We start from the raw sequence: 13,340 nt of genomic DNA, 5'->3' as shown, positions 1-13,340 counted from the left end.
CCCCCTCGGCGCACCCCCCCCCAGAACCGGGCGCACCCCCTCGGCGCACCCCCTCGGCGCACCCCCTCGGCGCACCCCCTCGGCGCACCCCCTCGGCGCACCCCCCCCAGAACCGGGCGCACCCCCTCGGCGCGGGCCGGGCGCGCGGCAGACTGGACGGTCGCTCTTCTTCGCGTCGGTTATCGAGCTTCCCGAGCTTGGGTCTGGGTTTCCTTGTCTCGGGCTGCTCTGTTCTTTGCCTCGCGGCCGCCAGTGAATTCATGGGCGGCGGGGTCGTGTAATGTCGTGTGTGCCACCACTGGCGCGGCAGAGACGAGGGATCGGTCATGACTGTTCATGAACTCAGGCCCATGAGCGGAATCGGCGAGGGTGGCGAGAGCTCTGTCGGTGAGCGGTGGGCTCGGCGGGAGCAGCAGCCGATCTCGGAGGAGAGCCCACCGCAGTCGGGTCGTGTTCGCCCGGGTTTGTGGGCGTCGGTGTGGCCGCGTGTTCTTGCGGTGCTTGTGGTGGGTTCTGTGGGTCTTCCGGCGGCGGTGGCGTCGTATTGGCATTTGCAGGAGGTCGCGGCCCGGTTCAATCCGGGGTCGGCGTTGGCGTATTGGCTGCCGCTGTCGGTGGACGGGCTCCTCGCGGCGGCGTTGGTGGTGGTGTGGTCACGTCGGACGCGGGGGGAGCGGGTCGGGTTCGGGCCGTGGGCGGCATTCGCGTTCGGGATGTTCGTGACGTTGCTGGCGAACGCCGCGTCTGTCGTCCCGGAGAGCGAATGGGCGCGTACCGGATCGCATTTGGCGTCGGTGGCGGCGTGGATGGTGGCGTTGTTCCCGCCGGTGGCGTTCGCGATCAGTCTGGAATTGATCGCGATCGTGCTGCGGCCCACCCGTGCGGCGGCCCGTGCGGCGACGCGGACCGTCGCTGCTGCCGCGCCTCGGTGGACAGCTCCGAGCGGCCGCGCCGGCCACGCCTCGCCCGACGGCGACGGCGCAGTCGCTGCGTCGGGCGGGGAGCGTGCTGAGGGCTCCCAGGCCTCGGCGGCGGCGGCGCTGCCGGTGCAGCCGGTGGATCCGGCCGATGACGACCCGAGCGCCGGCGGCCAGGGCGACACGGCCCCGTTGCCTGTGGTGACACCGGTCCCGGTGCGGCGAGCCGGCTCCGCCGAGACCGATGGCTGCGGCGACGGCGTGGGCGTGGGCGTGGGCGTGGGTGTGGGCCAGCGGACTGGTGTTGGTGTCGAGATTGCGGCGGGTGAGACGAAGCAGGCCAAGGCCGAGGCGTTGTTCGTTGCGGCCTGGACGCGTGGGGAGGACCTGTCGTTGTCGGAGGTCGACCGGATGATCGGCGGGAACCGGACCGCTGCGAAGGCCAAGCGCAGCCTGCGCGACCGCGGAATGCTCCCGCCCGCTGAACACGGCCTCCCCGCGCCGCGCGCCGGCGCATCCGGCGGTGCGGCTGCTCGGTCTGGTCGGGTGGACGCGCGGATGGTCCCGGCCTGACCGCGCCGTCGAGGAGCGGGCAGCAGCCCGGTGGCGGGCCCGGCGTAGCGGAGACCTTCAGTTCCAGATCACGGTGATGGTGAGCATCGCGGCGACGATGACCAGGCCGAGGACCATGAGTGTGAGCCACGGCCCGGTGTCCGGCCGGGCCGTGGATGACGTGGCAGCCGATGACGTGGCGGTCCTCGTGGGCGGCTGAGCTGCGGCACGAGGCCGGGCACGGTGGTCGTGTGCCAGGTCGTCATGCAGGGCAGCGCGGTTGAACACCACCGTGTCGGCGGTAGCCGCGGCTTCAGCGGCGACGCGGTCGGGTCCGGACATCCAGGTCGGCCAGGGCAGCCGATCGCCACGGGGATCGTTGCATGGTGTGTTCATGTGTGCACTGTGCGCGACAGGTGACGTGGTCGTGTGAGCAGGTCCCGGGTGCTGCGGCGTTGCTGCTCTGGCCGGCGGCGGCTGGGTTCGTGGGCAAGTCGATCCGGACCGCAGCCCGCCCTCGGCGGGTGAGGACCGGAAGCGACGCGGCAGCACCGTTTTCGACACCGTCTTCGGCTCGGCAGCGTCTTCCGTGCACCGGGCACCACCCGCCGGCGGATGTCGGGTTTGCCCGATTGTGTCCGGTTTGTCTGGTTATCGCCATGCTTTCGGGTTGAGTCGCCGCCGGCCGGTCGTGGCCGGGGTGCTGGTGCGGGTGCTGGTGCGGTTCAGGAGGTGGACACGGGTGGACTCGATCAGGGCGAGGGTGGCGGCCGAGCGCTGGTAGGGCTGCGCGGCGGCGGCCTGGGTGGCCCGGCGTTGTTCGTCTTCGGTGATGCGGTCGGTGGCGGGGCGGTCGTGGTGACAGCGCAGTGGTGGGTCGTAGGAGCCGCCGGCGGGGTCGTGCGGGTCGAGGACGTAGCCGTACTCGTCGCATTCGGTGCAGTCGGCGATCTGCCGGCGTGCGTGTTGCGCGGTCTCAGAGCGCTTCTGAGCGGCTTCGGCGACCTGGAGGTCTCGGAGTGCCTCGTGGTGGCGGCGGACCGCTCCACAGCCGCCACAGGGCCGATCCTGGGGATCTGGTGCGGCGAGGTGCCGGGCGCATTTCCAGGTGTCGGGCCGGGCCTGGTCCGGAGCGGTAGCGATCGCGGGTAGCGCGCCGCCGGTCGGGGTCGGGAGCGGTGCGGCGGTCGGGTGCGCGGCCAGGGTGGTGGAGAGCTGCGCGGCGACCTGGGCCAGTGCCGCGGTCACCGCTCCCAGTTCGCTCACCAGTGCCGCCTCAGCGCCGTCTGCTGCCGGGGTCGCGATCGGGGACTGCGCCACGGCCGTCTCCGCCGCGGGTGCGGGTCCTGGCTCGAGTGCAGGGCTCTGGGGGGGCGTGGACGGGCCCGGAGACCTCGGCGGCCGAGCGGTTCGTGCACGCTCGCGCCCTCCCCCCTTCGGGTCGTTCAACTTCGGGTCGTTCTGTGCCGGTTTTTCGGCAGACCCATCTGCCGCAAAATCGGCATATCCCCCCAATGCTAACGACTCGTCGTGTCCCCCGTTTGGGGGATCTGCCGATTTTGCGGCATACCCCCTGCGACCTGCGGGTTCTTGACCGGATCGGGTCGTGTCGTGGCTTACGGCGGCGGTGGTGCGGCGGCGCGCCCGGGTCGCGGCGCGGTTCGTGGCGCGGTTCGTGGCGGGGCAGGAGCGGGCGGTCTCGGCCGCTGGTGGCGGGGGTCCGGCGGGGCGTGCGGCGAGGGCCTTCGCGGTGGCTTCGGCGTCCTCGGCGGCGACGAGCGCGGCGAGTTCCTGGGTGCTGGCCAGGCCGGTGTAGCCGGGCGGTGGGGCCTCGTGGACGGTGTAGATGTTGCGGCGCCCGGTCGCGGTCGCGACGGTCTCGACATCGACCGCGCCGATCTCGACGAGCTCGGCGATCGCCGCGCCCACGGTGTGGGCCTTGGACACCCCGAGGCCGCGGGCGAGGAGCCGCTGCCCCGGCCAGGCCCGTTCATCACCGCGCTGGGTGTTCACGAACGACCGGAGCAGCACATAGGCCTGGATCGCCCGCGGTGACACCCCGGACAGGGCCACCCAGTCCCCGACCGTCGTGTACGGGAACTTCCGACCTGGCAGGTACTCATCCCCCACGTCCCGCTCGCGCCGAGACCCGGGCATCGACAGGGCGCGAGCCGCCACCGCCGCCGCCCGTGCGCCACCGCGATCACGCAGGCCAGCAGCAGAAGACGAAGCACCTACCGACGAGTACCGCTGGTCGAGGTCGAGGTCGAGGTCGAGGTCGACTCGGTTTGCAGCCATGGATACAGTGCTCCTGCTCAATCGCTGAGTGCGGTGGCTGCGGCACCCGGAATCTCGGAAAAGAACAGGGTGCCGCAGTCATTACTTGGACGCAGACAGTAGCGGGCCAGGGTCCGGTCAGGACCGCCCGCACCGCCTACTTCAGGATCGTGCTGGTCCACCGGGCCTACGCCGCCCGCGCCGCAGCCGAGACCGCCCCGCCCGCGGCGGCGCCGTCACCGGAGTTGGCCAGGTCGCTGTCCAGGCATCCCGCTGCGAGGTAGTCGCCCGCGGCGGCCTCCAGATCCCGGCGCCCGTCAGTGGCGGGCGCCAGCCAGTAGGTCGCGCAATCGCTACAGACCAGCGCCTCGACCATGCCGAACGCCAGCGTCCGGGGCTCGTGGTTGCAGGTCGGGCACCGGTAGCCACCAGCGGTGTTGTCCCACCGCAGGCCGTTCACGTCGGTCGTCGCGGCGCTGGTCGGGAAGGTCAGATAGTTGGTCATGCTGCTGCGTCTCCGTCCTGTGCGGTGTCGTTGTCGGTGCGCGCCTGGCGGGGCGGGGTGAAGCCGAGTTCGCCCAGGCGCCAGGTCAGCTGTCCGGTCGTGTACTCGCCCCGGGACTCGGCGGCGCTGGTTGCTTCGGTGTCCTCGGTGGGTGTGGCGGCAGGTCGCTGTCGTTGCTGCCAGCGCCAGGTGCCGCCCCGGTGGTCGTGTCGTCGTCTCATCACTGCCGGTCCTCCTTGTGGGTCGGTGAATTGGCTGGTCAACGGGCTCATGCCGCCCGCCCGGTGGCGCGGTGGCGGAGCCGAGCCCGGAACGTGGTGGTGTCGACCAGCTGGGCGGTGACGTGGCCGTCGGCGACCAGGACCCCGTGTTGGTCGTGCGCGGTGACCGCGAACACGGATCTGTTGCCGGTCGTGCTGGTGCGCCGTGCGGTGACGTGGAGGCGGTCCCCGGGGATCGCCGGCGCCCGATGCGCCACCTCCACCCGGGTCCCGACCGGGGCCTGCCCGGCCCGGGCCCGGCGCCACAGGTAGGTCAGGCACGGTGCTTCGAGCAGCCCGATGAGGTAGCCGGTCGCGAACACGTGCTCCCCACGGCGGAAGGCCCCGAGGTGTGGGTGCAGGTCGGGGACGAGCTGGTCGTCCGGGACGACGTAGAACAGCGACACGACCTCACCGGCCCTGTCGTCTTCTGTCCGGGTTTGTCCTGTTGTGTCGGGTTGTGTGTGGATGGTGGTCACCATCGGAAGAGGTCTCCGTCGAGGTAGAAGCGCCAGTCGTCGGTGGTGAGGCCGTGGCTACCGGTGCGTAGGTGGTAGGACATGCCGGGCCCGCGATACGGCCGGTCGGTCGCTGGTGGCCACGCCGTGTTCGGGAGCCCGGTGCCGGGGAGCTGGTAGAGCGCCCACGCGCGCTCGGCGGCGGTGTAGGCGGCGTGTTCGCCCTGCGGGTCGGCCGTCGCGTCGTCAGTGGCGCTCGCGACGACCAGCCGGCCCGGTGCGACGAGCGAGAGGAGCTGGTCCTGGTCGATGGGCAGAGTGTCGGTCCGGTCGGCGTAGGCGCGGTAGACCGGTGGGAACCAGTGCGGGAACGCCGAGGTGAGGGCGTCGAGGGATTCGCCGCGGCCGGTGTCGGCGGGTTTCGCCCCGCCCGCGCCGGAGTTGTTGGAGACCACGACGGGGAACCGGGTGTCCTGCGCCCCGGCCCACAGCGCAGCCTTCCCACCGCGGGAGTGCCCGATGACCGCGACCCGGCCGGGGTCGACCCCGACGGCGGTGGCGTCGTCGGTGTGGAGGTAGTCCAGCGCTCGGGACGCGGCCCACGCCCACGCGGCGATCGTCCGGCCCGCGTTGTCGGGCAGCTCGGCGTCTGGGTGGTGGAAGGCGCCGATGACACCGTCACGGAACCGGCCGGGGTCGTCCGGGGCGACCTCGCCTGCGTCGAGGGCGGCCAGGGCGTAGCCGGCGCCGACGATCTGGGAGATCGGGGCGTAGTCGCTGGTGGAGCCGGTGTCGTCTACCGCGGAGCGGTGGTCGATGAGCAGGAACGTCCCGCGGACCTCTCGCCCAGCCGGTGTGAACAGGCGCAGGGTGAACCGGGCGGTCCCGGCCGGGCCGGTCACGGCGATGACGACCTTCTGCCCGGCCGCCCCGTCACCGGTAGCGCCGAGGTCGGTGACGTCGTAGGTGACCGCGTCCGGGTGGGGCAGCGGGCGGCCGTAGACGTGTTCGCGGAACGCCTGCAGGAGCTGCGGGCGCTGCTGGGTCTCCCACCGCCCGACCGGTGAACCGCCCTCGTTCCGGGCCTCGTCCTGGTCGGCGTTACGGTGCTCGGGTGGGGCCGCTGCGGCGGCTGCGGACTTCGTTCTCATTACCGTGGCTGCGGCGGCGGCCTCACCCGTGCTGAGGCCCAGCGTGGCGGCGAGCGCGACCACGCAGACGGCGGTGCGTCGGCGGCGGGTCATGAGGCCGCTCCTGTCGCAACAGCCGGTGCCGGTGTGCCCGCCGGTGCGATTGCTGGTGTGTGGACGCGGCGGATGTGGGTGACCTTGTCCGCCCAGTCGGACAGTGGCTGTAGGACGACGCCGCGGGTGGTGTCGTAGGCGTTGACGATCAGGCCGTGTCCGACATACATGCCGTTGTGCCGAGGATTCCCGGCTGTGCCGAGCGAGCCCGGGATGAACACCAGGTCGCCGGGCGCGATGTCCTGGATGCGGACCGATGTCCCGGCGTGTTTCTGGCTGACCGTCCCTGCTGGGAGCGCGACACCGGCAGCGGCCCAGCTCGCGAGCATGAGTCCGGAGCAGTCGAACCCGTCCGGGCCTGTCCCTCCCCACACGTACGGTTTCCCGAGCTGGGCCAGGGCGTAGCCGACCGCCGCCCGCGCGACCGGGTCGGCGGGCGGGGTGAACCCGGCCGGGAGTTTCTTCGGGTCGACCGGTCCGGTCGGCAGCGGCACTCCGGCGCCGCCGGAGTCCGGGCAGGCATACACGCTCGCGGCGAGTTGTGCGTTCGTGGTGACTGAGCTGTCGGTGCCGCGTGGTAGCTCTACGGGATTGTCCGCACCCACCCAGAGTTGGTCGACCAGCGCTGCGGCCGGGCCCTCCTGAGGCGCGTAGCGATCCGGGAACGCTGAGCGCTGCACCGCCTGCGCCGCCGTCCCCGGTGCCATGGTGTGCCATCCGGGCAGCGCGATGAGGCGGTCGAGGAAGGAGTCGGTGGCCGCGACCGGGTTGAGCACCCGGGCGGGCGGGCCCCAGCCCTGGGACGGGCGTTGCTGGTAGAGGCCGAGGGAGTCGCGGTCGCCGTAGGCGACGTTGACCAGCCGGGATTCGACGATGACGGTGGAGAGCGCGATCACCGCCGCTCTTCTGGGTAGTTGTCGTTCCACGACGCGGGCGACGATCGTGGCCGCGTTCTCGGTCTGCTCGCCCGTCCACTCGACACCGTCCACGGACTGCGCCCCGCCGCCGAGCCCACCGTCGGGTCCGCAGCCGAACCGGCCCCCGGCGATCCCCAACACAGCGATCACGGCGAGCCCGCCGATCGCGGCGGTCACCAGCAGCACCACCGACAACCCGAGCCCGCCCGCGACCAGCACGCCCCGTCCCACTACGACTCCTCCGTCAACGAGTCGTTGACACCGGCGATCCCGGTGGGGTCGCCGGTGTCGGCGCGCGGGAGGTCATCGTCCGGGCTTCCGGTGGTATCGGTGCTGGTCAGGGCCTCGACGCGAGGGCCGGTGCGCATTCCGGCGTCGGTGTCGAAGATCGTTTTTTCGGTGGCGGACAGGACGGTTTGGATTTTCATGCCGGGGCGGTTGTCGAGTTTCCACAGTGCGCGGCCTTGCGCTTGCATGGCCCATCCGGTGATCGCGGCCTGCTCGGTGGTCGAGAGGCCGAGTTGGTCGGCGAGGTCGTCGGTGATGGCGTCGGATTGGCCGAGGAGGATTTTCGTCGAGCACAGGGCGAGGAAGTCCCGGGCGATCGCGGCCTCGTGTGATCCGGCGGCGCCGACGGCGTGGAGGTCGGACGGCTGGTGCATGATCAATAACTGGATGGTGCGATCACTGCGGGACAGGCGTAGGTCGGCGTTGATGGCCTGGACTGCGCGTAGGCCCAGGCCCATTTGGCGCCAGACCTCGTCGCGGACCACGATCCGCGGCGCCCCACCCGCCCCGCCGGTGCCGGTGTTGTCGACGGTGTTGTGCAGGGTGGTGAGCATCGACGACCACATCCCGAGGCAGGTCAGGGCGACGTTCATGGCTTTGTCGCCGAGTGGGTCGAGGCGGGACAGGTCCATGGATTGGATGGGGGCGTCCCAGTCGAGGTCGAAGTTCGTCTCGGCGTCGAACAGCCCGGCCAGCGGCCCGGTGACCAGGTTCGACAGGGCGTCGGTGACCGCCCGAGTCTGCGTGGTGAACTCGGTGCGGTCGACGAACCGGGTCCCGGCCCACAAGTCGGTGTCGGGGTCGGCGAGCAGGCCGGTGACCTGCGGGATCGTGACCGGGCGGAGCTGGTCGGTGGTGTCATCGGCGCCGAGCAGGCGGCGCAGGACCGCGTGCAGGACGTATTCGTCGGTCACCGACGGGACGTGGCCCTGGGCCGCGGCCAGCGACAGCAGCAGCCGGTTCCAGCGGCCGAGGATCACGTCGAGTTCGCGGCGTTGCCGCTCGGTGCTCCAGGCCGGCCAGTACGTACGTAGTGGCCCGAGGTCCAGGGCGTTGAGGCGGCGCGGTGACCCGGGGCCGAGCGCGATCGGTTCGATCCCGAGTGCGCGCAGCACCGGCGTGTACTCGCCCTTCCGATCACCACTGATGAGGGTTTTGAAGCCGAACGGCATCATCCGCAGGCAGAACGCACACACCGTCGACGACTTCCCCCGCCCGGGCTTCCCGAAGATCATCATGTTCGGGTTGGTGACGATCTTTCTCAGGACCCACTCGGGCGGGTGGGTGTAGAAGGAGCCGCCGGTGGAGACGTCATAACCCATCCGGGCGCCGACCGCGGGGACACCGTGCGCGGCCAGCAGCGGGAACAGCCCACCGATCTGGTCGGTGGTGGCCCGGAACACCGGTAGGCGTCGGGCGGCGTCGACCGGGGCCCAGCCCCGACCGGGCTCCCGGTGTCCGCGGCGCGGGTCGAGGTTCCAGGCGACACCGTCGTCGAGGCGGCCGGTCTCCGGCGCCGCAGTCACGGTGAGCTGTTCGGTGGTGAGGTCGGTGAACGCGGTCAGCAGTTCGCCGGTACTACGCGACACCGGCACACTCCGCCGCCGCCGCGTGAACATCCTGCTGTTGAGCCGGGTCATCGTTGCCACCGCCGGTTCGGCAGACCGGGGAGGCCGTAGCCGACGGGCAGGCATGCCGCGGTGAACGCGGCGTCCTGGGTGAGTTCCAGGCGCAGCAGGCCGAAGCGGTCCGCGGCGTCGTTCTCGATCCCGGCCGCGGCGTCCTCGATGCCCCAGTCCGCCCAGTCCGACGGGACCGTGGTCGCGGCGGCGATGGTGTAGCGGACCAGGGCGTGCCCGGCCGCGACCGCGGCCTCGTGGGCGTGCCCACCAGCGTGACGCTGCTGGTCCTCCACCGTCGTGCCGAACCCGCGGGCGGCCTTCAGATCCGCGACCAGGGTGTCGCGGAACCTCGTGCGCGCCACATGCCGTCGGGCATGGGAGGGATCGAGGACCTCGTAGTGGATCTGCAACGACCGCCGCTCCCCCGCCCGCCGCACCGCCAGCAGCGGTCCGAGGGACCCGAAGCTCGTGCCGCCGACCGGTGGCTGGACGGCGTAGGCGACGGTGGCGAATCCGTCGTGGGCGTAATGCCGCGCCGCCGGGGTCGGCGCCAGCACCGGCCCGGCCATCGACCACGACAGATGCCCGGCCCGGTCCGGGCGAGTCAGCTGCTGATGCCGCAGATGCGCTGCGGCGGCCGGATTGAAACCCGTCCGCACGGCTTCGGCGACCGCGGCGGAGGACAACCATGCCACGTCGGTGACGCCGATGCCGCGTAGCGCGTCGGCGACACCGTCCAACACGCGGTAGAGGGCATACGCGCGGCCGGCCACGCCGCCGCCGGCGGCTTTCGCCGCCCGGCGTAGTGAGTGCTCGGTCCCGCACACAGTCACGAACAACTCCGTCCGCACCGACGCGGCGGCCACAGTCCGGTCGATCTCCGCGGCGATCTGCCGGGTCAGCTCGGGGGCGTCGGCGACCTCGTGCTGTTCGCGCCACAACGCATAGTCGGTGCCGTCATCGGGGACGGTGCGCACCAGCAGCGACACTCGGTCGATGACCTCGCGGTGCGCGACGCCGATCAACATCGTCCCGAGCTGCGCGGCCAGGCCCTCGGACTCGCCCGCCGACGCCATCGCCACCCCGGAGTGCGTGAGCCGCCCGGTGATAGCCCACCGGCCGTCGACGCTGTCCTGGATCAGGCACAGGCGTTGGTCCGAGAGCGGGGGGCCGTCGTGGAAGCGGAACCGGGCCAACACGCCCGGCAGGTCCGGGGCGGCCGGGTCTCCCTCGGCCCGCCCGGCCGCAGCGCGGGATTGCCAGGGGGACCAGCTCATTGCGACTCCTGTGGTGAACATGCACAGGTCAACCAGCCAGAACAGTGCGGGCCGGCCGCGGATCGGGACCGTCACCAACACCCACACCCCGGCCGCGACCAGTAGCCAGCCGAACGCGGCCGACCACCGCCCCGCCCCGACCGCTACGACCACCGGCACACACGCGGCCCCGACCACGACCGCCTGACCGGTCGACAGGCCCGCGAGCCATCCGGCGCCTTCGCGGTGGTGCAGATTCCGATACATCCGCCCGGGATCGGTCGTGGTCATCGGTCGCTCCCGGTGTCCGGCCGCGGCCGCGGCGGTGTCGTGGACGGCGGTGTCGTGGACGGCGGCGGCGGTGTGGTCGGTGGCGGCTTGGGTGGGCGCCGGTCGGTCTCCGGCGCCGGGCGCGGGGCCCGCTCCTGCTGCTGGGCGAGCCGGTCCAGCTCACGCCGCCGCTGCGCAGACTCACCACCCGCAGCGCCACCCGAATCCCCGCCACCAGCGCCGCCACCAGCGCCGCTGCCGGTGTCGGGGATTCGGTCGGTCTGGTCACGTGTCGCGGCCCGGCCCAGCTCCGGCGCCGGAGCAGGAGCAGGCGGGGTGACCTGCGGCGGGGCGCCGCCGTGGCCGACATCGGGCGCCGCCGCCGGCCGGGCCGGTACCGGGGACGGGCGGACGCTGGGCGTGTGGCGCAGCACGAAGCCGCCGCCGTGCCCGACACCGGTCTGGGCGGCCTGCTGGTTCAACCGGCCCGCGGCGTACCCCGCCGCCGCCACCCCGTGATAGCCGGCCGACAATGCCCCGCCGACCGTGCGGCCGGCCCGCACCGCGCCCGCCGCGACACCACCACGCCCACCGGCCTGAGCGCGGGCGTGGTCGGCGAACCGCCCCGTATGCGCTTCCTCGGCTGCGACACCACCGGGGCGGGCCGCCCCCGCCGGGGCCGGGCGCCGCGCCATGACCGCCCGCACATCCATGCCCGCGCCGGTCGCCGGATCGACGAACGCGAGAAGTTTGTAGGCCGCCCACGGGCAGAAACACCGCCGCCAGCAACGTCACCGCCCCCGCCAACACCCCGGACACACGGAGGCGCTGCCCAGCATCCCGACACCGATGACCAGCAGCAACGCCAACGCCGGTTCCAGCAGGATCGCCGCAGCCAGCCACCGCGCGGTCCGCCACCACCACGCCGACGTCGCCCCCGACAACAACCCCGCCGCCGCGATCGGCGATACCGCAATCAACATGACGATGATCGCCTGGCGCACGACCATCTCGAACGCGAAACCGACCGACGCCGCCGACCCGAGCGCCCCAGCGATCGCCATGATGATCGCCCTCGTCATCTCCGTCAGGCCCTCACCCAGGTCCGGGTTGTCGATGAAGATCGCCCCGACACCGGTCACCGGCTCCTCCGCCGGGGCGTCCGGGTCGGCCGGCGGCGGGTCCAGCACCCGGGCGAAATCCGGTGAGCCCAACGCTAGATCGAGCAGGCCGCGGGCGATCCCGTCCGCCGCGGCGACCAGGCCTGCCGACAACGACAAGATGAAGGCCAGCGCGATCCCGAAATGGACCGGTCCCAGCAACAACCGCGACGCCCCCCACCCGCCCCGGGCCACGACCGCCACGATCTGGGAGAAGAACACGCAGGTAGCGACCAGGATCGCCAGCCACCACAACGCCGGCCACACCTGCCCCAGACCGCGATCCGGAGCGAACAACGCAACCAGATCGAACCGCGTCAGATGATCGATCAGGGCGAGGGTGTCGCGCAGCATCGCCAAACCGGCCGTCCACACCGACTCCAGGACACCGACCACACCGGCCTTGACGTACTCCGTCGCCGCGGTGGACAAGGCGCCGCCGGGATCGGTAGCGATGCCCCACGCACTGCTCCAGAAATCTGGTTCAGGAGCAGGGGGCGGCGCGGGCTCGGGGAGGTGGCTGTGCCAGCCACCGGGCCAGCAGCTCAGGCCCGGTGCCCTCGGAACTCTTGGCGGGGGTCATCGAGCGATGGCCCGGTATCCGGCGGCGACCGCTTCAGCGGTCCCCGGCCACGGCGACGGAGCCTGCTCCGCGCTGGGGGCCCGCGCGATGCGCCACTGCTCCCCGTCGGCGGTCGCGACGCGGCGCATCGCCTCGCAGTCGCCCATCCCGCCGGACACGACCTGGCCCTTGAAGTCAAACGTGAACTCACCCAGCACACAGACCACGACGAACCGATCTCCGACCTGGCCCTTGACCAGCGCCTCTGCCGGAGTCCAGGTGATCGACATCCCGGGCTTCGGCCCATGTGCCGGGAGCCCGGCGTTCTTCCGGAAGTTCGTCAGGATCCAGGACAGGAACGCGCCCCTCCCGGGGGGCGCCCCGGCCTCCGCGATCGAGTCGTACGCGCGGGCGTAGTCGGCCGGGTCGCCACCGAGCATCCCGGCCTGAGACATCGCCACCAGCTGCGCGATCGCGCCCTCCGGCGTCGCGGGGAAGCTGTCGGGGAACGGCACACCCACCACACGCCCCGCCCCCGGGCGGGGGAGCGTGATCGGCGGCCCGGCCGTCTCGGTGGTCAACGTGTGCGGCTGGCTCGCGGCTTCCGGCAGCACCAGCATCGGCGCGGCCGCGAGTTCCTGTTCCGAGGCCCACTCCCGGGCCTCCACACCTGCCGCCGCGGGTGGTGCGGCGGGAGCCGGTGCGGGTTCGTCCCGCACCCCGATCCAGCCCGTCACGGTGTAGGCCAGGCCGGCGACCAGCAGTGTCGCCAGGACGCCGACTCCGGCGGCGATCGCGTAGCCGCGGCGCCGGTTCGGCTCCCGCACCACCGGCGGCGTAGACGGGCTGGTCATCCGAAGTCCCCGGTCGCGATCGTCTTCAGCAGGTTCTGGCCGGACGCCCAGAGCACACCGGCCAAGACCGAGGTGCCGACCATCCCGGCACCGATCGTCGCCGCGATCCGATTGCCCCACAGTCGTCCGGCGCCGATGGTCAGGACACCGAGGAAGAAACAGGACGGCACCCGGACCAGCCGGCCAGCGACATGATGA

General features: G+C 72.2%; 14 protein-coding genes. 1 reads left to right on the top strand and 13 read right to left on the bottom strand.

The genetic code is table 11. The features are described from left to right. Positions 1-326 precede the first annotated feature (326 nt). Complete coding sequence (locus tag KPL57_RS58550) at positions 327-1,490, top strand: DUF2637 domain-containing protein (protein WP_308253184.1); 1,164 nt, start codon at positions 327-329, stop codon at positions 1,488-1,490. Between the two features lie 57 nt (positions 1,491-1,547). Here the strand turns inward: KPL57_RS58550 and KPL57_RS58545 are convergent, their stop codons facing one another. The 13 genes from KPL57_RS58545 to KPL57_RS58485 form a co-directional block, all read right to left on the bottom strand. After that, on the bottom strand, positions 1,548-1,865 hold the full coding sequence (locus tag KPL57_RS58545) for a hypothetical protein (protein ID WP_226358664.1): 318 nt from the start codon (positions 1,863-1,865) through the stop codon (positions 1,548-1,550). Between the two features lie 255 nt (positions 1,866-2,120). Beyond that, the gene (locus KPL57_RS58540; protein ID WP_226358663.1) at positions 2,121-3,767 is read right to left on the bottom strand and encodes a hypothetical protein; all 1,647 of its coding nucleotides are present in this window, start codon (positions 3,765-3,767) and stop codon (positions 2,121-2,123) included. 166 nt (positions 3,768-3,933) lie between these two features. Further along, complete coding sequence (locus tag KPL57_RS58535) at positions 3,934-4,251, bottom strand: zf-TFIIB domain-containing protein (RefSeq protein WP_226358662.1); 318 nt, start codon at positions 4,249-4,251, stop codon at positions 3,934-3,936. Further along, positions 4,248-4,472, bottom strand: coding sequence for a hypothetical protein (locus KPL57_RS58530; RefSeq protein WP_226358661.1), 225 nt, complete (start codon positions 4,470-4,472; stop codon positions 4,248-4,250). The genes KPL57_RS58535 and KPL57_RS58530 overlap by 4 nt, the downstream gene beginning before the upstream one ends. A 47-nt stretch (positions 4,473-4,519) precedes the next feature. Continuing rightward, positions 4,520-4,918 (bottom strand): hotdog domain-containing protein, encoded by a 399-nt coding sequence (locus KPL57_RS58525; RefSeq protein ID WP_226358660.1) that lies wholly within the window; start codon positions 4,916-4,918, stop codon positions 4,520-4,522. Positions 4,919-4,986: 68 nt separating this feature from the next. Then, entirely contained in the window at positions 4,987-6,213 is a 1,227-nt protein-coding gene (locus KPL57_RS58520; protein WP_226358659.1) for an acetylxylan esterase, read from the bottom strand. Continuing rightward, entirely contained in the window at positions 6,210-7,361 is a 1,152-nt protein-coding gene (locus KPL57_RS58515) for a C40 family peptidase (RefSeq protein ID WP_226353128.1), read from the bottom strand. The genes KPL57_RS58520 and KPL57_RS58515 overlap by 4 nt, the downstream gene beginning before the upstream one ends. Then, positions 7,361-9,058: an ATP-binding protein gene (locus KPL57_RS58510; protein WP_226358658.1), complete on the bottom strand. Its 1,698-nt coding sequence runs from the start codon at positions 9,056-9,058 to the stop codon at positions 7,361-7,363. Before KPL57_RS58510 ends, KPL57_RS58515 begins: the two co-directional genes overlap by 1 nt. Continuing rightward, complete coding sequence (locus KPL57_RS58505; RefSeq protein ID WP_226358670.1) at positions 9,055-10,587, bottom strand: SCO6880 family protein; 1,533 nt, start codon at positions 10,585-10,587, stop codon at positions 9,055-9,057. Before KPL57_RS58505 ends, KPL57_RS58510 begins: the two co-directional genes overlap by 4 nt. Then, complete coding sequence (locus tag KPL57_RS58500; protein WP_226358669.1) at positions 10,584-11,279, bottom strand: hypothetical protein; 696 nt, start codon at positions 11,277-11,279, stop codon at positions 10,584-10,586. Before KPL57_RS58500 ends, KPL57_RS58505 begins: the two co-directional genes overlap by 4 nt. Positions 11,280-11,357: 78 nt before the next feature. Next, the gene (locus tag KPL57_RS58495) at positions 11,358-12,158 is read right to left on the bottom strand and encodes a hypothetical protein (protein WP_226358668.1); all 801 of its coding nucleotides are present in this window, start codon (positions 12,156-12,158) and stop codon (positions 11,358-11,360) included. Between the two features lie 147 nt (positions 12,159-12,305). Beyond that, a complete protein-coding gene (locus KPL57_RS58490) occupies positions 12,306-13,142 on the bottom strand; it encodes a hypothetical protein (protein ID WP_226358667.1) in 837 nt (278 codons plus the stop codon). Continuing rightward, on the bottom strand, positions 13,139-13,340 hold a 202-nt coding region (locus tag KPL57_RS58485; protein WP_226358666.1), incomplete at its 5' end, for a hypothetical protein. The genes KPL57_RS58485 and KPL57_RS58490, both read right to left, overlap by 4 nt.

Source organism: Pseudonocardia sp. ICBG601 (genome assembly GCF_020496245.1).
The sequence above is the reverse complement of the archived record's forward strand: the minus strand, read 5'-3'. Positions and strand labels throughout refer to the sequence as shown.